The organism is Leifsonia sp. NPDC058248 (assembly GCF_042881905.1).
Classification (GTDB): Bacteria; Actinomycetota; Actinomycetes; order Actinomycetales; family Microbacteriaceae; genus Leifsonia.
The window spans coordinates 140,794-165,419 of the sequence record NZ_JBHVXB010000003.1 but is presented as its reverse complement, the minus strand read 5'-3'; the positions used below and the strand labels follow the sequence as shown (position 1 = coordinate 165,419).

Annotated in this window: 21 protein-coding genes and 1 tRNA gene; 9 read left to right on the top strand and 13 right to left on the bottom strand. The window is 67.3% G+C overall.

Annotated features, from left to right (window positions below; all coding sequences use genetic code 11):
- Positions 1-913: 913 nt before the first annotated feature.
- From ACFVV5_RS06165 to ACFVV5_RS06145, 5 genes are read left to right on the top strand one after another with little or no spacing between them, the layout of a single operon-like run.
- A complete protein-coding gene (locus tag ACFVV5_RS06165) occupies positions 914-2,227 on the top strand; it encodes an AAA family ATPase (RefSeq protein WP_387240536.1) in 1,314 nt (437 codons plus the stop codon).
- 28 nt (positions 2,228-2,255) lie between these two features.
- Entirely contained in the window at positions 2,256-2,609 is a 354-nt protein-coding gene (locus tag ACFVV5_RS06160; protein ID WP_387240533.1) for a hypothetical protein, read from the top strand.
- Positions 2,593-3,135, top strand: coding sequence for a plasmid mobilization protein (locus ACFVV5_RS06155; RefSeq protein WP_387240530.1), 543 nt, complete (start codon positions 2,593-2,595; stop codon positions 3,133-3,135). Before ACFVV5_RS06160 ends, ACFVV5_RS06155 begins: the two co-directional genes overlap by 17 nt.
- A complete protein-coding gene (locus ACFVV5_RS06150; RefSeq protein ID WP_387240527.1) occupies positions 3,132-4,370 on the top strand; it encodes a relaxase/mobilization nuclease domain-containing protein in 1,239 nt (412 codons plus the stop codon). Before ACFVV5_RS06155 ends, ACFVV5_RS06150 begins: the two co-directional genes overlap by 4 nt.
- On the top strand, positions 4,318-4,920 hold the full coding sequence (locus ACFVV5_RS06145; RefSeq protein WP_387240524.1) for a hypothetical protein: 603 nt from the start codon (positions 4,318-4,320) through the stop codon (positions 4,918-4,920). Before ACFVV5_RS06150 ends, ACFVV5_RS06145 begins: the two co-directional genes overlap by 53 nt.
- 67 nt (positions 4,921-4,987) lie before the next feature.
- Here ACFVV5_RS06145 and ACFVV5_RS06140 read toward each other — a convergent pair whose 3' ends face one another.
- The 3 genes from ACFVV5_RS06140 to ACFVV5_RS06130 form a co-directional block, all read right to left on the bottom strand.
- Positions 4,988-6,481 carry a recombinase family protein gene (locus ACFVV5_RS06140; protein ID WP_387240521.1) on the bottom strand — a complete coding sequence of 498 codons (1,494 nt, stop codon included), beginning with the start codon at positions 6,479-6,481 and terminating at the stop codon, positions 4,988-4,990.
- Between the two features lie 250 nt (positions 6,482-6,731).
- A complete protein-coding gene (locus ACFVV5_RS06135) occupies positions 6,732-7,712 on the bottom strand; it encodes a type II secretion system F family protein (protein ID WP_387240519.1) in 981 nt (326 codons plus the stop codon).
- Positions 7,702-8,748: a TadA family conjugal transfer-associated ATPase gene (locus tag ACFVV5_RS06130; RefSeq protein WP_387240516.1), complete on the bottom strand. Its 1,047-nt coding sequence runs from the start codon at positions 8,746-8,748 to the stop codon at positions 7,702-7,704. The genes ACFVV5_RS06135 and ACFVV5_RS06130 overlap by 11 nt, the downstream gene beginning before the upstream one ends.
- Positions 8,749-9,088: 340 nt before the next feature.
- Here ACFVV5_RS06130 and acs point away from each other — a divergent pair, with 340 nt between their 5' ends.
- Positions 9,089-11,038 carry an acetate--CoA ligase gene (acs, locus tag ACFVV5_RS06125; protein WP_387240514.1) on the top strand — a complete coding sequence of 650 codons (1,950 nt, stop codon included), beginning with the start codon at positions 9,089-9,091 and terminating at the stop codon, positions 11,036-11,038.
- 104 nt (positions 11,039-11,142) lie between these two features.
- Here the strand turns inward: acs and ACFVV5_RS06120 are convergent, their stop codons facing one another.
- Together ACFVV5_RS06120 and ACFVV5_RS06115 are read right to left on the bottom strand one after the other, a co-directional pair.
- The gene (locus ACFVV5_RS06120; RefSeq protein ID WP_387240511.1) at positions 11,143-11,613 is read right to left on the bottom strand and encodes a RidA family protein; all 471 of its coding nucleotides are present in this window, start codon (positions 11,611-11,613) and stop codon (positions 11,143-11,145) included.
- The gene (locus ACFVV5_RS06115) at positions 11,613-11,780 is read right to left on the bottom strand and encodes a hypothetical protein (RefSeq protein WP_387240508.1); all 168 of its coding nucleotides are present in this window, start codon (positions 11,778-11,780) and stop codon (positions 11,613-11,615) included. The genes ACFVV5_RS06120 and ACFVV5_RS06115 overlap by 1 nt, the downstream gene beginning before the upstream one ends.
- 53 nt (positions 11,781-11,833) lie before the next feature.
- Between ACFVV5_RS06115 and ACFVV5_RS06110 the strand changes: the two genes are divergently transcribed.
- The 3 genes from ACFVV5_RS06110 (at position 11,834) to ACFVV5_RS06100 (ending at position 15,518) form a co-directional block, all read left to right on the top strand.
- Positions 11,834-14,386, top strand: a complete 2,553-nt coding sequence (locus tag ACFVV5_RS06110) for a transglycosylase domain-containing protein (protein ID WP_387240505.1) — start codon at positions 11,834-11,836, stop codon at positions 14,384-14,386.
- 17 nt (positions 14,387-14,403) lie between these two features.
- On the top strand, positions 14,404-15,369 hold the full coding sequence (locus tag ACFVV5_RS06105; RefSeq protein WP_387241314.1) for a metallophosphoesterase: 966 nt from the start codon (positions 14,404-14,406) through the stop codon (positions 15,367-15,369).
- Positions 15,370-15,444: 75 nt separating this feature from the next.
- Positions 15,445-15,518, top strand: a tRNA-Pro gene (locus ACFVV5_RS06100).
- Between the two features lie 63 nt (positions 15,519-15,581).
- On the opposite strand, the gene ACFVV5_RS06095 is transcribed toward ACFVV5_RS06100, so the two are convergent.
- From ACFVV5_RS06095 to ACFVV5_RS06060, 8 genes are all read right to left on the bottom strand, one after another.
- The gene (locus tag ACFVV5_RS06095) at positions 15,582-16,595 is read right to left on the bottom strand and encodes an LLM class flavin-dependent oxidoreductase (protein ID WP_387240502.1); all 1,014 of its coding nucleotides are present in this window, start codon (positions 16,593-16,595) and stop codon (positions 15,582-15,584) included.
- Positions 16,596-16,706: 111 nt separating this feature from the next.
- Complete coding sequence (locus tag ACFVV5_RS06090) at positions 16,707-17,297, bottom strand: hypothetical protein (RefSeq protein ID WP_387240499.1); 591 nt, start codon at positions 17,295-17,297, stop codon at positions 16,707-16,709.
- A gap of 53 nt (positions 17,298-17,350) precedes the next feature.
- A complete protein-coding gene (locus ACFVV5_RS06085) occupies positions 17,351-19,216 on the bottom strand; it encodes a DUF4012 domain-containing protein (protein ID WP_387240496.1) in 1,866 nt (621 codons plus the stop codon).
- Positions 19,217-19,289: 73 nt separating this feature from the next.
- Positions 19,290-20,600 (bottom strand): UDP-glucose dehydrogenase family protein, encoded by a 1,311-nt coding sequence (locus ACFVV5_RS06080; protein ID WP_387240493.1) that lies wholly within the window; start codon positions 20,598-20,600, stop codon positions 19,290-19,292.
- Between the two features lie 3 nt (positions 20,601-20,603).
- Positions 20,604-21,269 (bottom strand): thymidine kinase, encoded by a 666-nt coding sequence (locus tag ACFVV5_RS06075; RefSeq protein ID WP_387240490.1) that lies wholly within the window; start codon positions 21,267-21,269, stop codon positions 20,604-20,606.
- A gap of 44 nt (positions 21,270-21,313) precedes the next feature.
- Positions 21,314-22,003, bottom strand: coding sequence for a response regulator transcription factor (locus ACFVV5_RS06070; protein WP_387240488.1), 690 nt, complete (start codon positions 22,001-22,003; stop codon positions 21,314-21,316).
- Complete coding sequence (locus tag ACFVV5_RS06065; protein ID WP_387240485.1) at positions 22,000-23,214, bottom strand: hypothetical protein; 1,215 nt, start codon at positions 23,212-23,214, stop codon at positions 22,000-22,002. Before ACFVV5_RS06065 ends, ACFVV5_RS06070 begins: the two co-directional genes overlap by 4 nt.
- On the bottom strand, positions 23,211-24,518 hold the full coding sequence (locus ACFVV5_RS06060; protein ID WP_387240483.1) for an ATP-binding protein: 1,308 nt from the start codon (positions 24,516-24,518) through the stop codon (positions 23,211-23,213). Before ACFVV5_RS06060 ends, ACFVV5_RS06065 begins: the two co-directional genes overlap by 4 nt.
- Positions 24,519-24,626 lie beyond the last annotated feature (108 nt).

Sequence of the window (24,626 nt, the reverse complement as noted above, 5' to 3'; positions counted from 1 at the left end):
GCTGCGAAGCGCGAGAGACAGCACCCGGATAGCAATCGGTAAAAGGCCTAAACAGCGGGGACCGGAAGAAAAACTCACCACGAGGATCCTTCCGCATGCCTATTACCCTTTCGACGCCCGCTCCAGCGCGCGACAACCACGACCTATCGGTTGAAGGTGACGAGTACATCTCGCTTGCCGATGCCGCAGCTGTCGCCCAGAGGTCCAGCCGGACTGTTCGTCGCTGGACGGAGGTTGGCCGCCACGACCGTGGAGTGCTGCCCGCTGCCCACACCGTTGACGGCGTTCGCGTCCGCATTTCTGACCTCATCGGATACATGCAACCCGTCCCCACGGGGGTGGAACGCACGCGGCACGAGTCGCTCCCGTCCTCTGTGGCGCGGCCGTTCGATTCGGACGCATCTGACGCGCTGGCACCGTTCGACCAACTTGCCGATGCCGTCGCCCGCGTGGTTTCAGCTGCTCCACCACTGACCGATGCGCAGCGCGAACGACTCGCTGTAATTCTCGGAGGTGCACGATGAGCGCCGCCCACGAACAGAACAGTCCACCGGCCGGCTTCCCTCGCCCGGGTCACGAGCGGGCAGGGGGCGAGCAGACTTCCGCTCGCTCTGCTCACGGGCCGAGCTCGGAGAGTGAAGGAGCCGTTCAACAGCTGTTCCCCTCCGGAATGGGTCGCGACAGCTTGGATGCACCGCCCTTGACTCTGCAATCCGACTCGTTCCACCCGTTCCCTCTAGGAGAGGGAACGGGGGAACGCGTCGAATCGGCAATTGCACCGAGCGGTCAATCACCCGTTCCCGGCCCAGGGAACGGAATGGGAACGGGAACGGATGGCAGCAATTCCCGTCGCTTTACTATCCCTCCGCATCCCACTCCCACCCCGAACAGAGCGAGCGGAGCGAGCGTTCTAATGTCTGCAAGCTCGCCGCAGGCGGGCGCTTCGTGGCGTCCCGCGAGCTTGGGTGAGCTCGTCCAAGGGCTGCAGGACGGAACTCTCGAGCCTCCGAAACCGACTGTTGGTCGACTGACGGATGGCTCGCATTGGCTGTACGCCGGTGCCACGAATGGCCTCGCTGGTGAATCTGGTTGCGGCAAGACCTGGACGGCGCTTGCGGCGGTCAAATCCGAACTGAACGACGGCAACAACGTTATCTACATCGACATGGAGAACGGTCCGTTGGGAGTCGCTTCGCGGCTCCTCAGTTTGGGTGTCCCTGCCGACGTGATTGGCGACAAGTCGAGGTTTGCCTACGTTCGGCCGGATGAGGCGTTCAAGGATGACGTTCGCGCCGTCTTCTGGATTTTTCTTGAGCTCATACAGCCGACACTCGTGGTGCTGGACAGCACGGGCGAGAGCATGGCGCTGGAGGGCACAGACCCTAACTCAGACGACGCGGTCGCGGTCTGGTTCCAACGTGTTGCTACAGCCATCGCAAAGCATGGCCCCGCCGTCCTGCTGCTAGACCATCTTCCGAAGTCGGATAGCGGTGCAACGTCACCGATCGGATCGCAGCGGAAACGGGCGGCTATCTCCGGCGCGCAGTTCATTCAGCAAGTTGGAAAGGACATGGCATTCGCGAAGGGACGTCCCGGTCAGGCGCGAATCACGGCCACGAAAGATCGTCACGGTTACTTCGTGACAGGCGAAAGCTCCATAACGCTGACCATCGCCCCAGAAACTTCGCGTGGCCCGAACGGTGTCGAAGCAACGCTCGGGCCGGACGCGAATGACGACTGGGCCCCCACGCGCCAGATGCTCGGCATTTCAGAATTCCTGAAGAGCGCCCAAACGCCGCAGACGACTGCGGCGATCAAGAAGGAGATCAAGGGGAAGGCCGAAACGATCATCAAAGCGCTCCATGTCCTCATCGACAGCGGTTACGTGACTACGTCCCCGGGCCAGCGGAACTCGAACCTCCACGAGCTAGTGAAGGAATACAAGCTGGGCGACCACTACACAGTGCCGGATGGCGCCACAGAGGACGCCTGGCAGTCGAATGGCTGCAGTCATTCCTGGCACACCGGTAGGTGCAAGCCCGATTGGTGCCATCACGGCCACCACGGCAAGTGCAACGAACTTGCCGAACAGGGATATGTCCTTGACGAGGACGGAGACATTCTCTCCGATCCAAGCGAGGTTATTGCGCAGCGCGAGGAGGCGCTGCGGCTGCTCTTCGAACCCGAACCAACCTCGGCCGCGACGACCGATGCCCACACGGTTTGACCAACACATCAGAGGGAAGGAACAACTTATGACAACCAATCTCGACAAGCTCATCGAACAGCAGCGTGCCTTGGCGAAGCAGATTCGCGACGCGAAACGGAGCGCCTTAAGACGTGAGCGCGAAGCGCTCGAGCGTGCTCGTCGTTCTCTAGGGGATCGACTGTCCAAATCGATGGGTGCGGACACGCCAGAAGACGTGGCCGCCCTCGGAGATCTGCTCGACACGGAGCAGATTCGTCGCTACGCGGCTACACATCTTGCAGATGCCCAGGGTCACGATTCCGCTCATGGAGGCGACTCGGGGTCGCTGTCCAGCGTCACGGACCACGTCGGTGACCCTACCGTCGCTGAAGGCGGTGACAGCGATGACTATCGCGCATGATCCCTCTGCCCGCGCAGCGGGTCTTTCTGCTCCCTCGCCCGCAGCGCCCGCAGGGCGCGAGGACGAGGGCCAGCGGTACTTCGAGGACAAGAGCGCAAGCGAATTGTCCGACAAGTACCCTGCTGGCCTGCATCCCTTTGGAATAATCAAGCGCCACAGCCGGACATCCAACGAGACGTCACTCGAGCGACGCCGGGTCTCGTTGGATGTCCGGCTCACGGTTGCGGAGCGCGAAGCGATCCGTGACCGTGCCCGCGTGCTCGGCGTCAAGCCGAGCGCGTGGGGGCGCGCAGTCATGCTGGATGCCCTCGACGCTCGTCGAGGGCAGGAAGCGCGGATGCACGAGGTGGCGCTGGCGACGCCTCAGCCCGAGCGTGCGAGGGCGATAGAACAGTTGCGCCGTGTAGGTGTGAACCTCAATCAAACGCTCCGCACGGGGCGTGCCGTAGAGGACGCGCTCCTGTGCGAAGTCCTCGCGGCACTGGACGAGATTCGCCTCTCGTTTGGCGACAGGACGAAACAGTGAGCACGGTCAATGTCAGGCCGTCTCGTGATGCCGCAGCCTCGGTCAACTACGTGCTCTACGGAAACTCGACGAAGCTACGGGTTCGGCTCGTCGCGGATGGGGCGACCCGGGCCGCGGCATTCAGGCTCTCGGTAGCTGCAGGGGATGTGACTCCCGCCGCATTTGTCGCCCGAGCAGAACACCTCACCGAAACTCACGGGCGAAAGAACATGCTCTACAGCTATGTGCTTGCGTTCCATCCGGACGAGTTCGATGTGAGCGCGTCCGGCGATATGGAGCGCATCGCCGACGTTGCCATGGAGCTGGCCGAGCGGATGCACAGTGCGGACTACATGGTGGTCGTACATGCGGACTCTCTAGGAGGCCACGGGCATGCGCACATCCTCATTTCCAATCACGACAACCTCACCGGCAAATCCCTCCAGCGATACACATCGTGGAAGCACGGGCTGCGCCAGTTGAACGACGAACTGATGCGAGACGAAGGGTTGCTCGTGCTCCCCGACCCCGAAGAGCCGAAGGCCGAGTGGGAACTCCGACGCGAGGAGTTCGCCTCCGATGGATTCGAGCAGGTCCTAGGGGACAAGGTCTACGCGGCATTGGCAGATCCTCGGTCGGTCAACCGCGAGTCATTTGAGGAGGTGCTCGCTGAGTACGACATCACGTTGGCGGTAACGGACCGCGACGGCTGGAGCTACAAGATGCGCCGGCTGGACAACGGGAAGTACGGCCGTAAGAAGGCGAGCGGGCTGACTCCCGAATTCACCGCAGTAGGCGCTCAACGAGTATTCGAATACCACGCAAAGAGAGGGCAGGCTCATGGGGCTGCTGGACACGATCAAGGAGCAGGACGAACGGCAACAGAATTCGGAGATGTTGGAGCGCTTGACCTCGACGCTTCCCGCCGTCGAGCAGCAACTCACGAAGCTCACGAAATCAGTCGCGGATCTGACGACGTTCGTGAGGATCATGGACGAGCAGCAGGACAGGAGGCTCGGGAATCTGTCGACCTTGCAGCCGCCCGAACCGCCCTTGAGCTTGCCGCTCGACGACGCGACGAAGAGCAGGCTGAGCGAGATCGAGAAGACGCTCGCAATCATCGCGAAGCAGTTGAGCATGAACGAAGCGGTGAAGCTGCCCGAGGGAAGCTCCGTGCGCAGGTCAGACCTGGACGCGCACGCGATGGTCTTGAAGATCGAGAAACAGTTGCAGACGACGACTTCGGCCTCGAATGAGCTGGCTGAGACGGTGCGAACGAGAGGGGTCATACGAGTCGACGCGGCGAGGCTTAGCCAGCAGGCAATCAGCGTCCTCGACGCGCGGCTTGCCGCAGCGGTTGCGCCCTCGGTCTCGCGTCTCGAAGCAAGACTTGCTGAGTGGGAGACTCGCAGCGCTTCGGCTATCACCAAGCGGATGGTCGACACTTCATCGGAGGTCGAGCGAGTTGTCGCCAGAGTCGAAGACGCGGTCCGCGCTGCAGGCAGAGCAGAACGTCGCGTTGATGCAATGACGACCCGTACGACATGGACCACCGTAGGGCGCTTGTGTCTAGCGCTGGTCCCGTTCGCTGCCGTGCTGCTCGTGGTGGGAGGGCTCGCGTTCGGCGCACTACAAGCTCTCGGCGTCGGTCCGCTGCTCACCTGGGCATGGACCGCTTTTGAGTTGGCAGACGAGTGGTGGGCGAAGGCTTTGATCGGCGGTGGAACGATCGGCGGCATTGCTCTGTCGGGCGCAGTCATCTGGAAGCTGGGACTCAAACTTGCAGACCAATACCGCCGTTGGTGATGTGCAGCGAAGGGGTGGGCGCTAGAACAGGCCCACTCCTTGGCTTCGGCAAACAGGTTGCGGCGAGCTAGTGACGCCATTCGATGGCAACGCTCGCTGCTGCGGCGTCCATCGTCGTGACTCGACGTCCTGCACCGACGGGTTGAATGGCCACCACCATCAGCGCGTCGATGACGGCCCGACGACGAGCGAGTGTCGCCTCGGACCACCAAGCTCGAGCGTCAGCCACGCCTGCGAGTTCCGCAAGTGGATCACGGAGTATCGAGCGCGCGATTTCGTTGTTCACACCTCTCAACTCGTCGGCAAGGACGTCAAGAGCATCTCGTGCTGCTTGAGCGTTCATCTTTCCGCTGGCGATCAACAGAGCAATCGCAGATTCTCTGCCCTCTAGCTCGATTTTTTGAGCGTTCAGGACTTCTATATCGGGACCCGTTTCAGGCGGTTCCAGGAGCGTGCGTGAATCTGGCTGTGAGATGCGGCCTATGCACACTTCAGCAACGTACTCATCGATGATGTCGCCATTCCTCATGAAATGACCGTTGACGCATCGGTACGCGTGGTAGCGCAGAGATGCGGCCGTCCCACTGCCGTCCTTGCGAGCAGTCGGGTGAGTCTCGCCCCGCGCCGACCTCACGGGCGAACGACAGATTGAACAAATAGCCAGTCCCGACAACAGCCATCGCCGTGCGTTGCCATCGTGGTTCGACTTCGCACCAACAAGAGTGGAGCGGGTGGCGAGGAGCTGTTCGCGCTGAATGATCGACTCCCAGGCGCCCGCGGTGCATTCTTCGATCACGATTCGGGCCAAGTCGTGCTCTCCCGTGGGCTGTGCTGGAGGCAGAAGAGCAGCGTAAAACGGGTTCAGAAGAATCCGGCGCACCGTCGACGTATGCCAGCGCGCACCCTTGCGTGTCCGCCTGCCTGCCTCATTGAGATCGCGGGCAATCTGGCCGAGTGCGGCACCAGCCAAGTACTCACGAAAAATCTGCCGGACGTCCTGCGCTTCTTCCTCGACGATTGCGTAACGCGTGCCTGTGTGGTCTCGCTCGTTGCTGAAAATCCATCGGTAGCCGTGCGGAGTCAGGCCTGGGCTCGGATGTCCAGCAGCCCGTCGATCTCGTGCATACCGCTGGGCTCGGACAGTCTTGACCGCTACTTCACGTTCAGCCAGCAGAACGAGCTGCTTGAACATGAAGTCACCGGAAGGGTCCGAGGTGTCGATACTTCCCCGAACCACGATGATCCGCATGTCGCGCTTAGGCGGGCGCACTTCGAGCACGTCGGTAAGGCTGCGAGTGAGGCGGTCAACGTCTGTGACGATTAGGGCGTCGAACTCGCCTGCGTCAAAAGCTCGAAGCATGGCTGCCCAGGCAGTCGCGGCCCCTCGTGCTTTACTGGCACTGGTGTCGTTGTCGGCAAACTCCGCGACGAGCGACCATGCTCGGCGGGTCGCCTCGTTCCTGCAATCCTCGACTTGCTGCCTAAGCCCTTGGTCTTCCCCGACGGACTGACGGGCATAGCTAGCCAGGCGCGTTGAGGGCATTTGAGTGCTCAGGGACATGCGCTGAGTCTAAAGTACGTCTTGGCCCTGCCACGGTGGCCATCGTTGCGACGGCGTACTCCGCCGTCGCCGACCCCCGCTCGTCGCGCAGGAACGCCCGTGCCCGCATGAACGTCGATCCCACGTTATTCCCTGATTTCTCCCGCATGTTCTCCCCCTTGTTCGCGACCACGGACCGTACCGTGGTCGATTCCATCGTCGACCGAACACCGGGCCTGCAGCGCGGCTCCGATCAATCTGTGGAAACACCTCAGATCGCACTGACTGTGGAGGACACGATGGTCAGCACGATGGGAGCGACGCCCAGCAACATGAAGCTCGGCAGCACGCATACCCCGAGCGGCATCATCAACCGCACCGCGAGCGCCGCCGCCCGCTGCTTGCCCTCGATCCGCGCATCCCGCCGAGCCTTGCGCGCCGCGCTCCGCAGCAGCTCGACGACCGGCGCGCCCGCCCGCTCGGCCAGCGCCAGAGTGCGGTGGAGCTCGGTGGGCTCTGCGCCGTCGATCCCGAAGCGCGAGCAGGCGTCGTGAACCAGGGATCCGGCACGCTCCACCGAGACCCCTCCGGTGAGCGCGACGGCTGTCAGGTCGAGTTGGAGCCCGGGAGTCCCACCGCTGGAGGCCGCCTGGCGGGTGAGCGCACGCGTCCAGAGACGACCGACGGCGACGAGAGCGATCCCTGCACCGAGCAGACCCCACCCGATGGGACTTCCGACGAGGGTGCCCAGGACATCCGCGCCCATCATGACTCCGAGGCCCAGTCCGACGGCCGGCAGCCACGCCACGAGGCGAGCCGTGGCGAGCGGGCCGGCCAGAGCCACCTCGATCTCGAGATCCGTCTCGGCGCGATCGCGGGCCGACACGGCGAGCTGCCGGAGACTCGGCGCGAGCGCGGCTCCGGCCGCATCCGCGACGGCCCACGCGGCCCCGAGGGCTCGCCACGAGCCGACGTCGTCACGACGCGACGCACCCGTGATCGGCGGCGGGCGTCGACGGTTCGCCACGACGCGACGGTTCGCCACGGCGCGGCCGATCGCTTCGACCGGCCGGAGACCGCCGCCGACCGCCTCGGCGATCGCCGCGACCACCGGGTGCCGGTCGAACTCCCCGAGATGGTGCCAGGCGGATTCGGGGGCGACACCCGCTTCGAGCAGCGTCGCCAGACCCTCGACGGTCTCGGCCGCGGCATCGGCCTCGCGAGACTGGTTCCTCCGGACCTCAGCCGTCATACGCGACCACACCCAGACGGCCCTCGCGCTCGACCAGGCGTCCGAAGTCCGCCGCGCGCCGCAGCGCGCCCTCCCGCTCGACGTGGATCACCAGGCCGATGGCGCTCACCGCCTGCCGGGCGAGGGCGCGCTCGGGCATCCCGGCCAGCGCTCCGAGTGCCTCGAGTCGCGCAGGGACGTCGGCGAGCGAGTTCGCGTGCAGCGTTCCGGCACCGCCGTCGTGGCCGGTGTTGAGCGCGCTGAGCAGATCGCTCACCTCCGCGCCGCGGCACTCCCCCAGCACGAGACGGTCGGGACGCATCCGGAGCGCCTCGCGCACCAGCCGCCGCAGATCGACGGCACCCGCTCCCTCGAGGTTCGCCTGCCGGGTCTGCAGGCCGACGACGTGCGGATGGTCGATGCGGAGCTCGGCGACGTCTTCGATGATCACCAACCGCTCGGTCGGAGGCGCATGAGAGAGGAGCGCAGCGAGGAGGGTCGTCTTCCCTGCTCCCCCGGCGCCCGTGACGAGCAGGTTGGTGCGCGACGCGATCGCCCTCTGCAGGACAGCCTGCTGAGCCGTCGTGATCGAACCGGCTGCGACCAGGTCGGGCAGCCGCACCCGGTGCGGGTTCGGAATCCGGATCGACAGCAGCGTTCCGCCGGTGGAGACGGGCGGGAGCACGGCGTGCACGCGCACGCCTCCCTGGAGACGCACATCGACGAACGGCGTCGCCTCGTCGATGTGCCTGCCGCCGCGCGCGACGAGACGCACCGCGAGCTCTCGCGTCGACCGCTCATCGGCGTGCCACCCGTCGAGGCGCCGCAGCCCGCGGGGCCCTCCGTCGGTCCAGAGCTCGCCGGCCCCGTTGACGAACAGGTCGGTCACCCCGTCGCGCAAGAGATAGGGAGCCAGCGGTCCGAACGTGTGCCAGGGCGTACGCGGATCCCTGTCGACGGGTTGATACGGCAGCGAGCCCGGATCGCGGGGGTCGGCGGACGTGACGCTCCGGACGGTGGCGGCGGACGCTGGAGGACGCGGTGATCGAGGTTGCATACGCCGACGCTAGGGAGCTTGGCCGGGCATCCGGAGCTCGTCGGAAGATCGGTGGAGAACCCGTCGTATTCCGCGCCTGTGGAGGAGAGACGGGAACCGCCAGGTTAAAAAAGGGGGGCCGCACCTATTGGGGGGAACAGGTGCGGCCACTGCGACGCATGATTGGGGGGAATCGTTTGCGCCGCACGCCAGAATTTATAAAATTCGGCCGTCCAACAGTCTACGCAGAATCGATGCAAACGCAAGTCTGTTCAGAGCCCGTCACCGGCACGTTGTAGAGTCAGGCAATGTCGCGCCACGACAGACAGATCAGCATCGCAAAGGAGCGGACAGCCTCCCCATGAGCAACACAATCGACAACCTGCTCCACGAAACACGACACTTCGCACCGACCGAGGAATTCGCCGCGAGCGCCGTCGCCGACCCGGAGCTCTACGAGAGTGCCGCACGCGACCGACTGGGCTTCTGGGCCGATCAGGCACGCGAGCTCGTCCACTGGCACAAGCCGTTCACGCGCACCCTCGACTGGTCGAACCCGCCCTTCGCGAAATGGTTCGACGACGGTGAACTGAACGTGGCGTACAACTGCCTCGACCGGCACGTGCTCGCCGGGAACGGCGACCGGGTCGCCATCCACTGGGAAGGCGAACCCGGCGACAGCCGCAGCATCACCTACGCCGAGCTGACCGCCGAGGTGAAGAAGGCGGCCAACCTGCTCACCAGCCTCGGCGTGCGGGCCGGCGACCGTGTCGCCATCTACCTGCCGATGATCCCCGAGGCCGTCATCGCCATGCTCGCCGTCGCCCGCATCGGCGCCGTCCACTCGGTCGTCTTCGGCGGATTCAGCGCCGAGAGCCTCCGCTCGCGCATCGACGACGCCGAGGCGAAGCTCGTGATCACCGCCGACGGCGGCTGGCGCAAGGGCAAGGTCTTCCCCCTCAAGAACGCGGTGGATGCGGCGATCGCCTCCGGTGACTCGACGGTCGAGCACGTGCTGGTCGTCAAGCGCGGCGAGAACGACGTCGAGTGGACCGAGGGACGCGACCTCTGGTGGCACGACGAGATCGCCCAGGTCGACGCCGACCACGTGGCCAAGGCGTTCCCGGCCGAGAATCCGCTGTTCATCCTCTACACGAGCGGCACGACGGGCAAGCCGAAGGGCATCCTGCACACCTCCGGCGGCTACCTCACCCAGGTCGCCTTCACCCACAAGAACGTCTTCGACCTGCATCCGGAGACTGACGTCTACTGGTGCAGCGCCGACGTCGGCTGGGTCACCGGCCACAGCTACGTGGTCTACGGACCGCTCGCGAACGGTGCGACCCAGGTGCTCTACGAAGGCACCCCGGACACCCCCCACCCCGGTCGCTGGTGGGAGCTGATCGAGAAGTACAAGGTGTCGATCTTCTACACGGCGCCCACGGCCATCCGGTCGTTCATGAAGCTCGGACGCCAGATCCCCCAGGGCTTCGACCTCTCGAGCCTGCGCGTGCTCGGGTCAGTGGGCGAACCCATCAACCCCGAGGCGTGGATGTGGTACCGCGAGGTCATCGGCGGCGGCACGGCGCCGATCGTCGACACCTGGTGGCAGACCGAGACCGGCGCCATCATGATCTCCGCACTGCCGGGCATCACGGCCACCAAGCCGGGAAGCGCCCAGGTCGCGCTGCCGGGCATCGAGATCGATGTGCTGGACGATCGTGGCGAGCACGTCGGGAACGGCAACGGGGGCCTGCTGGTCGTCTCCGAGCCGTGGCCGAGCATGCTGCGCGGCATCTGGGGCGACCCGGAGCGGTTCAAGGAGACCTACTGGGAGAAGTTCGGCGACAAGTACTTCGCCGGCGACGGCGCGCGACTCGACGAAGACGGCGACATCTGGCTGCTGGGCCGGGTCGACGACGTGATGAACGTCTCGGGCCACCGGCTCTCGACCGCCGAGATCGAGTCGGCACTGGTCGCGCATCCGCTCACCGCCGAAGCCGCGGTGGTCGGGGCAGCCGACGAGACGACCGGCCAGGCCGTCGTCGCGTTCGTGATCATCAAGCAGAACCAGCTCGAGGCGGCAGCGGCGACGGATGTGGCAGCCGAACTCCGCAGGCACGTCGCCGAGCAGATCGGCGCCATCGCACGCCCGCGCGAGATCTTCATCGTCGCGGAGCTGCCGAAGACGCGGTCGGGCAAGATCATGCGCCGTCTGCTGCGCGACGTGGCGGAGGGGCGCGAGGTCGGCGACACGACGACGCTCGCCGACACGGCCGTGATGAGCTCGATCCAGAGCAAGCTCAAGTAGCACGCTCACGTACCGGGCTCACGCAGCGGGCTCACGCAGCCGGCGAGCCCGGATGCACGAAGGGGCGGAGACATCGCACGATGTCCCGCCCCTTTCGCGTGCCGCTACTCGAACGAGAGGATCAGCTCCACCTCGACGGGAGAGTCGAGCGGGAGCACGGACACGCCGACCGCCGAGCGCGCGTGCACGCCCGCGTCGCCGAAGATCTCTCCGAGCACCTCGGACGCGCCGTTGATCACACCGGGCTGACCGGTGAACGACGGGTCGGAGGCGACGAAGCCGACGACCTTGACGATGCGGGTCACCCGGTCGAGGGAGCCGATGACGCTCTTGGCGGCCGCGAGTGCGTTCAGCGCGCAGGTGCGGGCGTACTCCTTGGCGTCGTCGGCCGGCACGAGACCGTGGCCGTCGCCGACCTTGCCGGTCGCCGGGAGCGCTCCGGACACCATCGGGAGCTGACCCGAGGTGTAGACGTGCGAGCCGTCGATCACGGCCGGCGTGTACGCGGCGACCGGAGGCACCACATCCGGAAGCACGATGCCCAGTTCGGCCAGGCGCGCCTCGACGTCGGCCATCAGGCGATCACCTCGTCGAGGACCGGGCGCTTGAAGTAGGCGACCAGGCCGCCCTCCGGGCCGGTCACGACCTGGACGAGCTCCCAGCCCTCCGAGCCCCAGTTGTTGAGGATCGCGGCGGTGTTGTGGATGATGAGAGGGGTCGTGAGGTATTCCCAGCGCGGCATTGTGCTCCTTGCGTTCGGGGGGTTTATCAGGTTCGTCACCTAACCTTGATCATATGTCTGCCAAAAAACCCCAGGCTAGAGGTCTGCTCGGAGCACTCGTCGCGTTCGTCGGCATGAGTGCCGTTGCAGGGCTTCTGGTGACGGCCGCCGTGACGCCCGCTATCGCGGTCACGGGCATGGCCGCCAATGACAGCATCGGCGTCTTCGAGGGCCTTCCAGAGTACCTGGCCGTCGACCAGCTCGCGCAGCCGACCACGATCTACGCCAAGAAGGGCACGCAAGACGTCGCCCTGGCCACCTTCTACGCCCAGAACCGGCTGCCGGTCACCTTCGACAAGATGTCGCAGGCGGCCAAAGACGCAGCGATCGCCGGCGAAGACCCCCGCTTCTACAGCCACGGCGGCGTCGACATCCAGGGCACCATCCGTGGTGTCCTGTCCACTGTCGTCGGCCACGACGTGCAGGGCGGCTCGTCCATCACCCAGCAGTACGTGAAGAACGTCCTGCTGCAGAAGTGCGAGGCCATGTCGGTCAAGACCGCAGAAGACAAGGTCGCCTACCAGAACTGCGTCGACGAGTCCACGGGCGTCAGCCCCGACCGCAAGGTCAAGGAGATGAAGCTCGCCATCGGCCTGGAGAAGAAGTACTCGAAGGACCAGATCCTCGAGGGCTACCTCAACATCGCCGGCTTCGGCGGCTCGGTCTACGGCATCGAGGCCGCGGCCCGCTACTACTTCGGGGTGAAGGCAATCCAGCTCACCCCCGCCCAGGCCGCCAGCCTGGTGGCCATGGTCAACGAGCCGACGTCGCTGAAGATCGACGACCCCACGAGCAAGACCAACGGCAAGGCCAACGGCTACAAGGCCAACAAAGACCGCCGCGACTACATCCTCGGCAAGATGTACCAGTACAAGAAGCTGACCAAGGCGCAGTACGACCTGGCCGTCAAGTCGCCGGTCACGCCGAAGATCTCGCCCTCGGTGCGCGGCTGCCAGACCGCAGGTCCCTCGGCCTACTTCTGCGACTACGTGCAGAGGATCTTCAAGAGCGACCCGTCGTTCGGCGCCGACCAGGACATCCGCACGAGCAAGTTCAACCGCGGCGGCTACAAGATCTACACCACGCTCGACCTCGATCTGCAGCAGGTCGCGCAGGACACCCTGAACAGCTATGTGCCGAAGACGTACGCGGAGGCCAACCTCGGTGGCGCGCTCGTCGGCGTCCAGCCGAACACGGGTCGAGTGCTCTACATGGCCCAGAACAAGGACTACAGCCAGGACCCCGACGTCCTCGCGTCCGGCGCGAACTACACCTCGGTGAACTACAACACCGACAAGAGCTACGGAGGCTCGTCGGGCTTCCAGGTGGGTTCGACGTACAAGGCGTTCACTCTGGCGGAGTGGCTGAAGCAGGGTCACTCGCTCTACGAGACGGTGAACTCCGGCGTGAAGACGTACGATCCGTCGACCTTCACCAACAGCTGCGGGTCGACCGCCGGCGCGCCCTACCGGCCCGCGAACGACGAGGGTGAGGGCGGCGGCCCGATGAGCGCGTACACGGCGACCGTCAACTCGGTCAACACCGCCTACGTCGCGATGGCCCACGAGCTCGACCTCTGCAAGATCCGCGACACCGCGGCCGCCTTCGACGTGCACCGGGCCGACGGCGGCGCCCTCGAGACGAACCCGGCCAGCGTGCTCGGCACCAACGAGATCTCACCCCTCGCCATGGCGACCGCCTTCGCCGGCATCGCCAACGGCGGCAAGGTCTGCACGCCGGTCGCGATCGACCGCATCCTCGACGGAACCGGCAAGCAGGTCGCTGCGCCGACGTCGAAGTGCACGCAGGCCGTCGACCCGCAGATCGCGGCGACCATGGCATACGCGCTCAAGGGCGTCATCGACCGCGGCACCGCTGCCGGCACCAACAGCACCGGCCGCGACATGCTCGGCAAGACCGGAACCACCGACGGCAACGAACAGATCTGGCTGATCGCAGCGACCACCAAGGTCGCCGGCGCCTATTGGGTGGGCAACATCGACGGTCACGCCTCGATGCGCAACATCTACCCGACGCACGGAAGCACGCCCGCGCGACTCCGTCCCGAGGTGATGAACACGATGATGTCCGCGGCGGTCACGCGCTACGGCGGCGACCCCTTCCCGTCACCGGACGACCGCCTCCTGCGAGGCATCCAGGTCACCGTCCCCGACCTGGCCGGCAAGTCGCCCGCCGACGCGAAGTCGATCCTCACGGGTCTCGGCCTCGAGTTCGCCGACGGCGGTCAGCAGGACGGCGTCCAGCCGGTCGGCACGGTCTCGTCCACCAACCCGGCGCCGGGCTCCAGCATCGGAAAGGGCTCGACGGTCACGGTCTACACCAGCAACGGATCGATGGTCGCGCTGCCGAACGTCGTCGGGCAGAAGGTCTCCGATGCCCAGAAGACGCTGGCCGGCTTCTCCGTGTCCATCTCGGGCGGCGGCAAGGGCGACGACACCGTCCAGTCGATGTCACCGGCAGCGGGAACGCCGGTGAAGACCGGCTCGAAGGTGACGTTGACCGCGAAGGCGTCAGCACCGATACCGAAGCCGGAGCCGAGCAAGTAGTGGCACGTGCATCCGGGATGCACGCGGCGGGCACCGCACTCACGGTGCTCGCTGCCGCCGGCGCAGCGGCGTTCGCCTGGGGCTCCCTGGTGGAACGCCGACTGTTCACCCTGCGCCGGGTGACGGTGCCGGCGCTGCCGCCGGGGTCGGACCCGATCGCAGTGCTCCACCTGTCCGATCTGCACATGGCCCCGTGGCAGCACGACAAGCAGGAATGGGTGCGATCTCTCGCCGCCCTCGAGCCCGACCTCATCGTCGACACCGGAGACAACCTCGGGCACGCCGACGGGCTCTCCGGGATCCGGCGCGCATTCGAGCCGTTCCGGGGCATCCCCGGCGTCTTCGCCCACGGGTCGAACGACTACTACGGTCCGCAGGTCAAGAATCCGTTCAAGTACTTCATGGGGCCGTCCAAGACCGGATCCTCCACGGCGCCCCGACTCGACAACGCCGCTCTCACTGCATACTTCGACGACCTCGGCTGGCTCGACCTCAACAACGCGGCCGGCGCGATCGACGTGAACGGCACCCACCTCGAGCTGTTCGGCGTCAACGACCCGCACATCGGGTTCGACCGGGTCGAGGCGATCCCCGGCGCCCTCGACGAGCTGCGGGAGAACGATCCGTACTCCGACGACGCGATGTGGCCGCAGGACACGCCTCGGGCCGAGCGGCCCACCGTCACCCTCGGTGTGACCCACTCCCCCTACCGCCGCGTGCTCGACGCCTTCGTGACCTACGGCGCCTCGATGATCTTCGCCGGCCACACCCACGGCGGCCAGGTCTGCGTGCCCGGCTTCGGCGCGCTGGTGACCAACTGCGACATCCCGCGCTCGCAGGTGAAGGGCCTCAGCATCTGGCGTCACGCGTTCCGCTCGGCCTTCCTCAACGTCTCGGCGGGCCTCGGAACCTCGATCTACGCGCCGGTGCGCTTCGCGTGCCGTCCCGAAGCGACGCTCGTCACCCTGACCGCCTCGGCCTGACGGGCGTCCTGCACACACCGGATGGTCAGCGACGCCCCTCAGCCTCGTGTATTCTTATTGAGGCCCTCGGGCCATCGGGGTGTGGCGCAGCTTGGTAGCGCGCTTCGTTCGGGACGAAGAGGTCGCAGGTTCAAATCCTGTCACCCCGACACGACAAAGCCGGAACGCGATTGCGTTCCGGCTTTCGTGTTTCCGGGCCCAGAACCCGTGGCCTACGCGAGCACCTCGCGCACGACCTCCAACGACCGCACCCGGCCGTCGATCGTGGCGGCGGCCGACGACACCATCAGCTCGTCGACCCGGGTGGAGGCGAGCAACGCCTCCAGCCGCGACTTCACCTCGTCGGGCGTGCCGATGGCCTGGCGGGCGTTGCGGGCGGCGATGAACTCCTCCTCGAGCGGGGAGAACTCGTAGGCGAGGGCCTCCTCGATGCTCACAGGCTGCGGCTTGGCCCCCTGGCGCATCCGCAGGAACGACAGCTGGCCGGGCAGGGACAGCGCCCGCACCACCTCGGGATCGTCGTCGGAGATCACGTTCACGGCGATCATCGAATGCGGCTCCGCCAGGCTGTCGCTCGGCTCGAACCGGCTCCGATACAGGTCGAGCGCCGCCTCGGTGTTGTCGCCCGCGAAATGGTGCGCGAACGCGAACGGCAGACCGAGCGCCGCCGCGACCTGGGCGCTGTAGCCGCTGGATCCGAGGAGCCAGAGCTGCGGAGCATCCCCGAGCCCCGGCACAGCGGTGATGGTGTGCATCGGGTTGGCGTCGCTCATGCCGCCGTGGAAGAAGCCGATGAGGTCGAGCAGCTGCTGAGGGAAGTCTTCGACACCGAGGCCCTCCGGACTGCGCCGCAGGGCCATGGCGGTGGCGCCGTCCGTCCCGGGCGCCCGGCCGATGCCGAGGTCGATACGGTCGCCGTAGAGCGCGCGGAGGGTGCCGAACTGCTCGGCGACGACCAGGGGCGCATGGTTCGGCAGCATCACTCCGCCGCTTCCGACCCGGATGCGCGACGTGGCGGCCGCGATTCCGGCGATCAGCACGGCGGGAGCGCTCGAGGCGATAGCGGGCATCCCGTGGTGCTCGGCGACCCAGAAGCGCTGGTAGCCCAGCGACTCGGCAGCCTGTGCCAACCGGATGCTGCCGGCGACGGCGTCGGCGTTGCTGCCGCCGGAAGGGCGGCTCGCCATATCGAGGACGTTCAGCGGAACACGGGTTTCAGTACTCACCCCTAGGGCAACCAGCACGGGGCCGCGATGATTCCACCGGATGCTCCGCAGCGCGCAAACGCCCGCCCCGCAGAGAGGGAGGGCGTCCGGCCTGGGCTCGTGAGAGCCGGGTCAGGGGTTGGCGTGACGACGGCGTGCCGCAGCCACGATGACGAGGGCGATCAGGCCGAGGACGACGAGCGCTCCGCCGATCCAGGCGATGTACGAGGCGACCACCGACCCGGTCGACGCGATCGTGCTCGAACCGGTGGCGCTCGTCGACGATCCGTCGCCGCTCGCGGACGCTCCGGCCGATGCGTCGGCGGGGACCACGGTCACGGTCGCGGCGGCGTCCGCGTGACTCGTCTCGCCGGTGCCGGTGACCGTATATGCGCCGCTCGCTTCACTGGGGACGGTGATCTGCAGCACGGCTCCGCCGTTGCTGGAGGAGATCTTGGTGGCGTGGGCGCTGCTGGTACCGGTCCGGTAGGAGGCGAGGCTCGCGTCGGCGCCGTTCTCGCCGGAGACCGTGTAGGCCACCGATTCGGAGGGCTGGAACGTCCCGGAGCTGCACGTGAGCGTTGTCGTGCCCCCGGCCACTACGGTGATGGGACTGATGCTGCAGGATCCGCCCTTGGTGTAGGGCTCCGCGTTGGCGGCGGCCGGCGCCGCGAGAGCGACGGCAGCTCCGAGGAGTAACGCCACGACGAGTTTCTTGCGCATTCGGAAGCCTTTCGCAGCCCGGTCTATCCCGGGGACATCAATGTGATTATTTCTCACTTTACTGTCTGGCCGCAGTCGAGAGCAATGATCGACGCGCCGAACTGACCCCCCACATCGGGGGTCGCGTTCGTCGCGTGGATCGTCGGTGTCACCGTGACCGCTGCACCCGCGACGTTCTGCTTCACGTTGAGCAGGTCGACCTTCACGGCCTTCGACTGACCGGGCGCGAGCTCCACCGTGAAGACGCTCACCGGCCTCCCGGAGTCGGTGCCTGCGATGGTCGGGTAGTCGGCCGTTCCGCTCCTGGTGGCGGTCAGCAGGCCGTCCTGAGGCCCGTACACGGCCACCCTCGTCCGGATGTGACCCGCCGGCACGCCGTAGGTCCCGTTCCCCGTCACGTAGGCCGGCAGCCTCGTCGCGGCATCCAGCGGCGCTTCGTTCGTCAGCGTGACCGTGACCTGGGTGCTCGGCTTTCCGTCGATGCGGCAGACGGCGCTGCCGACCTCGATCTCGGTCCGCAGGTAGTAGTCCATCTTCGCGCCGGTGGCGTCGTTGAAGTACACCCCGATGCCGGCACTGGACGGGGTCGAAGCCGGCAGCGTGCCGGCGAGCGTCGTCGAGTCGAGCACCTTCTGCTCCCCCGGATGCGCGCTCCAGACGAGCATCCGCCGCTCCGTCGCCGAGTGCACGAACGCGGACATGAGCGCTGCGCCGTCGGCCGAGCCCGTCGCGACCTTCTCGAACACCGCTTTGGCCGCGGCCGAGAAGAACGCGTCCTGCTGAGCGGGGTCGGACCAGCGCTGGTAGACGTCGCTCAGCAGCAGGGGAACCGCGTTCTTCGACGACAGGACGTCGCCGCTCGGCAGAGTCACCGGCCCCGTCACCTGGAGGATGTAGCTGAGCGCGACGGGGTCGATCGTGACGACGCCGTCGATATGCCCCCCGGCCTTCGCCGTCCACATTGCACTCGCGGTTCGCGCCGCGAGCGGGAAGTCGGGGGTCAGGTTCACGTCCTGGATGTAGCGGCCCAGCAACGGGCCGTACAGGCCCTGCGTGGCGGCCGGGATGACGGAGACGGGCGCCTCGAACGGGACGAGGCTGGTGCCGGACACCTGCTCCCCCAGTGAGATCTTGCCGTGGTCGGCGCGGATCAGCGCCAGCGCTCCCACCAGACCGCCCGTGGCGCGCAGCTCAGCCGGGTTCTGCGCGAGCAGCAGGTAGGTACGCGGACCGCCCGCTCCGAGCATCCCGGGCAGAAGGCGTGCGCTGTTGCCGACGGCGTCGACGGCGGGCTTCGCGCTCGCGAGCATCGTCCGGAGGTGGTCGACCGCGTCGGCCACAGGACCGAGCGTCGCGCCGGTGTCGATGCGGTCGACCGATGCTGCTGCGGCGTCGAACGCGCTCTGCGCGCGGATGACGACCGGTTGCACCTTGCTGAGCGGAGCCAGGTCGATCGCGCCCTTCACCGGCTTGATCCGGGCCGGGTCGACGTCGTGAGCGACGCCGACGAGGGGCAGGATCGCGTGCACCGCGATGGTGTCGGTGGCGGCCGCCGCGATGCGCACGGCGGTGAGGTTCGGTCCGGCGAACGGCACGAGTTCGGCTGCGCGCCAGATAGGGTCGTCGGTGTAGGACGCAGCCTTGTCGGCATGCCGGCGAAGCTCCTTCGCCGCAGCGGCCGCAGCCGGGAGGTCGCCTGACGTGATCGACGACTGGACGGTCTTGGCGTAGGGCAGCGCGCTCTGCAGCTCGTTCTTCGCGAGCAGACCCCGGATGCCCACCCATCCCGCCCCGATGATCAGCACCAGCACCACGCCGGCGACCGACCAGAGGACGATCCGGCGCGTGCGCCCGGGGAGCCGATCGCGCGGCGCGGAGTACCGTCGCGCGCGCGGGTCGCCGGAATAGGGAGAGGCCATGGCCCTAATCTAACAATTCCTCACTTTTTTTGGGTGACCATTCGCACCCGCGAACGCGGAGGAGCTGCCGGACTCAGCGACCGAGGCCGCGATACTCCCAGCCGGCGTCGCGCCAGGCGACCGGATCGAGGCTGTTCCGGCCGTCGATGATGCGCTTGCCGCCCACCAGATCGGCGATGGCCGCCGGGTCGAGCCCGACGAACTCGGGCCACTCGGTGAGGAGCACGACGACATCCGCGCCGCGCAGCGTCTCCCGGATCGAATGCTCGTAGGTGAGGTGCGGGGCGCGCATCCGGGCTCTCTCGATCGCCTGCGGATCGGTCGCCACGACGAGCGCGCCCGCCTCCGCCAGCCGGAGGGAGACCTCGAGGGCCGGGGAGTCGCGCACGTCGTCCGAGTGCGGCTTGAACGCCAGACCGAGCATCGCGACCCGCTTTCCGGTGACGTCGCCGCCGAGCGCCTCGGACACCAGCTCAACGACCCGGGTGCGGCGGCGCAGGTTGATCTTGTCGATCTCGCCGAGGAAGGCCAGGGCCTCGCCTTTGCCCAGCTCGCGCGCCCGGGCGCTGAACGCCCGGATGTCCTTGGGCAGGCATCCGCCGCCGAAACCGACACCGGCGTTGAGGAAGCGCCGGCCGATCCGGTTGTCGTGGCCGATCGCGTCGGCCAGCTTGGTGACGTCGGCGCCGGTGGCCTCCGCGATCTCCGCCATCGCGTTGATGAACGAGATCTTGGTCGCCAGGAACGCGTTGGCCGACACCTTCACGAGCTCTGCCGTCGCGTAGTCGGCCACGATCACCGGCGTCCCCGCCGAGACCGGGCTCGCATACACCTTGTCGAGCACGCGGGCGGCACGCTCGCCGGCTTCTCCGTCCGGGACGCCGTAGACCAGACGGTCAGGCGTGATCGTGTCCTGCACAGCGAAGCCCTCGCGCAAGAACTCGGGGTTCCACACCAGCGTCGCCCCCGGCACGGCGGCCTCGATCTGCATGGCCAGGCGTGCGGCCGTCCCCACCGGGACCGTGCTCTTGCCGACCAGCAGGTCCCCGGGCTTCACGTACTCGAGCAGCGAGGTGAACGCCGCGTCGACGAAACGCATGTCCGCCGCATCCCCGTCGGCGACCTGCGGGGTCCCGACGGCCACGAAGTGCACGTCGGCGGTGGCTGCGTCGGCGAAGTCGGTGCTGAAGCGCAGGCGGCCACCGGCCAGACCGGCGCGGAGGATCTCGGGCAGACCCGGCTCGAAGAACGGGGCCTCACCGGCCGCCAGTTGCGCGATCTTCGCCTCGTCCACGTCGATTCCGACGACGTCGTGACCCATTTCGGCCATCGAGGCCGCGTGCACGGCCCCGAGGTATCCACATCCGATGACTGAGATTCTCATGCGTCAGCTGAAGTCCACATCCGGTTCACTCGAGTAGACGGCTGACTCCAGCGGCCAGCGTCCGTTGTTCAAGACGCCCTGGCTCTCCTGCAGATAGCAGGATCCGCAGAGCGATTCGTAGCTCACAGAGGCGCCGTCGATGGCGACCTGGTCGCCGTCGAACACGTACACGCCGTCGACCTTGCGCGCGTTGAAGATCGCCTTGCGGCCGCAGCGGCAGATCGTCTTCAGCTCTTCGAGGCTGTGTGCGATCTCGAGAAGGCGCCGGCTGCCGGGGAAAGCGACGGTCTGGAAGTCGGTGCGGATGCCGTAAGCGAGCACCGGAATGTTCTCGAGCAGCGCGATCCGGAGCAGATCGTCGACCTGGCCCTCGGTGAGGAACTGCGCCTCGTCGACGAGGAGCGCGCTCACATCGCGGTCGAAACGCTTGATCGTGCGCTCGCGGTGCTGCTGGAACCTGCCGTACGCGTCGGTCTCCGGCGCGATGAGGAAGTCGACATCACGGGTGACGCCGAGGCGCGACAGGATGCCCAGATCGCCTTTGGTGTCGATCGACGGCTTCGCGAGCAGCACGCGGTGACCGCGCTCTTCGTAGTTGTAGGCCGCCTGAAGCATCGCGGTGCTCTTGCCGCTGTTCATCGCGCCATAACGGAAATACAGTTTTGCCACGCGACGATCCTATGGGTTTCCGCCTGAACGGTTGCGCAGGCGCGTCAGGTGAGGTAGCCGTCCTCGGCTGCGCGGCGGATCAGGTCGGCCCGTGAGCTCGTCGGCCTGCCCACTCTGCCGTACTTCTCCCGCACCCTGCGGAGGTAGGTCTTCGCCGTCTCGTACTGCACGTTCATCTCCCGCGCCACCTCCGACGTGGTCCGGCCGTCCGCGTACAACGTGAGCGCGTGCAGCTCGCCGTCGCTGAGGCGCGGCTTCGCGGCCTCCGGGATCATCGGCCGGGGACGCCACGCCGTCTCGGCCGGTGAGGATGCGGATGGTGCAGCCGCCGGGTGCCCGGGCGTGCCACGCCCCATCGCGGTGAGCGCCGCATCCAGAACCTCGATCATCGGCTGGGTCTTGGTGAGGTAGGCGACGGCGCCGGCCGCCAGCGCGGCATCCCGGTCGGCTTGTGAGTCGACGGCGCTCAAGACGATCACCTTCGCTCCGGCCGCCCGGCAGGTTCGCACCCGGGCGCCGATCGAGACGGATTCGCGCAGCTGCAGGTCCATGATCACCAGGTCAGTGGGGAACGCGTCGCTGTGGACGAGTTCGAGCCAGGTGCTGGCGCGCAGCACGAGGTCGAACTCGGGGGCGTGCTTCTCGATCCAGCTCGCGAGACTGTCGAGCAGGAGCTCGTGGTCGTCGAGGAGGGCAAGCCTGATAGGCGGAAGGGAGTTCGCTGTGGTGCTCATCGTTTCTCACCCCCAGGGTACGAGAACCGGAGCGTGAGCACCCCGTTCGACACTCTCAACGACGCGGCCATGCCCACGCTGCGGAGGGCGCTGAGGAACGGCACGAGCTCGCGACGCAGCCGACGCCGGGTCTCGGTGATGCGGCAGGTGAGGGCGAACGACGGATGCGACGGGTTCGTCGCCGCGATGCGCACCGTCGCCGGGTCGAGACCGGGAAGCTTGGCGAGCGTGCCCACGATGGCCCCGACGATGGCGCGCTGGTCGTCGCTCAGGACGCGCTCCAGACGGTCGGGGTCGGACACGCGCGCGACCGCATGGGCGGCTCGAGCTTCCTCGCCGCGCGGGGCGAGCAGGTGCGCCAGCATCTCCCCCAGCCACGACCGGTCCACTGCGGCGACGGAGGCGGTGCGGAGCGCGAGCGCGAGGATTCTCGCCCGCGCGGCGTCGGCCTGGGTCAGGTCGCCGCGGCGCAGCAGGTCGGCGAGGAACGGCACGGTCGCCTCGTTGAGCGTGGTGATCGTCTCCTGGTTCACCATTCGCCGCGCCGTCTCGCGCAGCTCCGGCTCCAGCCTGGCCTGGCCGGCCCGGGCCACCTCGCGCCAGGAGAGGGTCTCGCCCGTCATGGTCCAGGCGTAGCCGCAGCCTCCGAGGGCGAGAGCGACGATCGGGGTGGCGGCCACCGTCGCGTAGACGAGCGGTTCGTTCGAGATGGTGAGGAACGGCGCCTGGAACGCCGCCACCAGGCCGAGCACCACCCCCGCCGCTGCGGCGACCACGATCACCTCGGAGTTCGGCCGGTAGAGCGCCATCGTGGTCAGGAAGACCGCGACCGCGATCTGACCCCAGTCGTCCTGGATCCGCTCGTTGTGCCCCCACATCGACGCGGAGAAGAGGACGGCGGCGACGACGGTCACGCCCACGACCGACAGGTGCGACCACCTGCCGAACGGGGTGAGTCCGGGGAGGGTCCGGAGCGAGTAGACGACGCCGGCCAGGACGAGCAGCCCCACAGCCGACCAGGCGAGCGGAACGTCGACGATCTCACCGAGGTGCGTGATCGTCGAGTACACCGCGTAGGCGAGCGCAACGAGACTGAGAGTCGGCACGAGCAGCCACGCCGATTGCACGCCGAGTGGGTCGAGCCGTTGCGGCGTGCGCTCGAACGGGACAGTGCGCAGTCGGAGGATCGCGGCGTCGTCGAGGGCGCTCATGTCGCGATCTCCGCGTCGACGTCGCCCACCGGGACGATCAGCATGACCGTCGTGCCGATGTCCGGGCTGGAGAAGATGGTGACGGTGCCGCCCACGCGCTCGATCCGGTCGTTCACCGATTGGCGGAGGCCGAGGCGGTCGGAAGCGGTCGACGAGGGCACGAAGCCGCGTCCCGCATCCACGACCATCACCGTGACGGCGTCGTCGGACGCCGAGATCGCCACCTCGGCGGTCGGGCTCCCGGAGTGACGCAGCACGTTGACGAGGCATTGGCGGGCGGCGAGACCGACAGCCCGCCGGCGTTCGGGACCGAGCCTGCCGAGAGCGTCGCGGTCGCCCGAGAGGTCGACGGCGAGTCCCTCGTCGCGCGCGAGCTCGATGGCCTCGAGGAGCTCGCTGTCGAACCAGGACTGCCCGGGGGTGCCGGAGGCTCCGGGGGTGCCGGGGGCTCCGGGGGTGCCGGGGGCTCCGGGGGTGTTTGCGGCTCCGGTGGCTACAGGCGCGTCTGCTCCGAGCATCCGGTCGTCGGGTCGGGGGTCGGCCGTTTCGCCCGCAGCGCCACCGGGGGACGCGTTGACGACCGCGCCTCGATCTTGTCCGAGGCTGCGCAGGTCGACTTCGATGCGTGTGCGCAGGCGGGGTGGGAGGGGCCCCGGTTCGGCGTTGGCGACGGCCAGCAGCTCGCTCAGCACGGTGTCGTGCAGTTCGGCGGTCGAGTCGGCGATCAGGTCGCGGCGCAGCTCGATGAGCCGGAGGTCGCGCACCGATCGGTGGATGGCGGACTGCGTGCGGCTGCGGGTCCCGCGGGTGAGGCCGTCGAAGGTGAGGACCCCGACGAGGAGGAGGTAGGCGCCGAGGGAGATGGCGTCGGTGCGGAACACGCGGCCCGCTGTCGCCGCTGCGAGCATGACGGCGAATTCTGCGAGCGCGAAGCCGGCGGTCGCCCACAGGATGCCCGCGAAGGCGCCGGTGCCCGTGCCGCCGACCAGTGTCATGGCAACGATCGGCAGGGCGATGACGAAGAGGTTGGTGTCGTGATAGCTCGGCGTCGCGCCGAGGAGCGCGAGCACGTAGAAGTAGGTGCACACCGTGCCGACGAGGAGGTAGGCGATAGTGAGCGCAACGGTGCGGCGCCGGCCGAGGAAAGCGAGCAGGGCGATCATCGGCACCAGGGCGACGATGGCGAGCCACGCGTACGGGTCGCGCGCTCCGACGCTCGTCGCGACCACGTTGACGAGCGCGGCGCCGAGGCAGACGAAGCCGGCCCAGCGCGCTCCGGCGGCGAGCGCGCGAGAGTTGGCCACGCGCGAAAGGTGACTCGGCAAGCCGAGGGACATGGCGTGGCACCCCCTTGTCGATCACGTCGGTACCAGGGGGGATTATGCCATTCAAAGCGCCTTCCGCGTACCCCG

Excerpts from the sequence above, each read along its gene's own strand:
- ACFVV5_RS06165 (WP_387240536.1), top strand. The coding sequence starts at position 914 with ATGTCTGCAAGCTCGCCGCAGGCGGGCGCTTCGTGGCGTCCCGCGAGC.
- ACFVV5_RS06160 (WP_387240533.1), top strand. The coding sequence starts at position 2,256 with ATGACAACCAATCTCGACAAGCTCATCGAACAGCAGCGTGCCTTGGCG.
- ACFVV5_RS06155 (WP_387240530.1), top strand. The coding sequence starts at position 2,593 with ATGACTATCGCGCATGATCCCTCTGCCCGCGCAGCGGGTCTTTCTGCT.
- ACFVV5_RS06145 (WP_387240524.1), top strand. The coding sequence starts at position 4,318 with ATGGTCTTGAAGATCGAGAAACAGTTGCAGACGACGACTTCGGCCTCG.
- ACFVV5_RS06140 (WP_387240521.1), bottom strand. The coding sequence starts at position 6,481 with ATGTCCCTGAGCACTCAAATGCCCTCAACGCGCCTGGCTAGCTATGCC.
- ACFVV5_RS06135 (WP_387240519.1), bottom strand. The coding sequence starts at position 7,712 with ATGACGGCTGAGGTCCGGAGGAACCAGTCTCGCGAGGCCGATGCCGCG.
- ACFVV5_RS06130 (WP_387240516.1), bottom strand. The coding sequence starts at position 8,748 with ATGCAACCTCGATCACCGCGTCCTCCAGCGTCCGCCGCCACCGTCCGG.
- acs (WP_387240514.1), top strand. The coding sequence starts at position 9,089 with ATGAGCAACACAATCGACAACCTGCTCCACGAAACACGACACTTCGCA.
- ACFVV5_RS06120 (WP_387240511.1), bottom strand. The coding sequence starts at position 11,613 with ATGGCCGACGTCGAGGCGCGCCTGGCCGAACTGGGCATCGTGCTTCCG.
- ACFVV5_RS06115 (WP_387240508.1), bottom strand. The coding sequence starts at position 11,780 with ATGCCGCGCTGGGAATACCTCACGACCCCTCTCATCATCCACAACACC.
- ACFVV5_RS06110 (WP_387240505.1), top strand. The coding sequence starts at position 11,834 with ATGTCTGCCAAAAAACCCCAGGCTAGAGGTCTGCTCGGAGCACTCGTC.
- ACFVV5_RS06105 (WP_387241314.1), top strand. The coding sequence starts at position 14,404 with ATGCACGCGGCGGGCACCGCACTCACGGTGCTCGCTGCCGCCGGCGCA.
- ACFVV5_RS06090 (WP_387240499.1), bottom strand. The coding sequence starts at position 17,297 with ATGCGCAAGAAACTCGTCGTGGCGTTACTCCTCGGAGCTGCCGTCGCT.
- ACFVV5_RS06085 (WP_387240496.1), bottom strand. The coding sequence starts at position 19,216 with ATGGCCTCTCCCTATTCCGGCGACCCGCGCGCGCGACGGTACTCCGCG.
- ACFVV5_RS06080 (WP_387240493.1), bottom strand. The coding sequence starts at position 20,600 with ATGAGAATCTCAGTCATCGGATGTGGATACCTCGGGGCCGTGCACGCG.
- ACFVV5_RS06070 (WP_387240488.1), bottom strand. The coding sequence starts at position 22,003 with ATGAGCACCACAGCGAACTCCCTTCCGCCTATCAGGCTTGCCCTCCTC.
- ACFVV5_RS06065 (WP_387240485.1), bottom strand. The coding sequence starts at position 23,214 with ATGAGCGCCCTCGACGACGCCGCGATCCTCCGACTGCGCACTGTCCCG.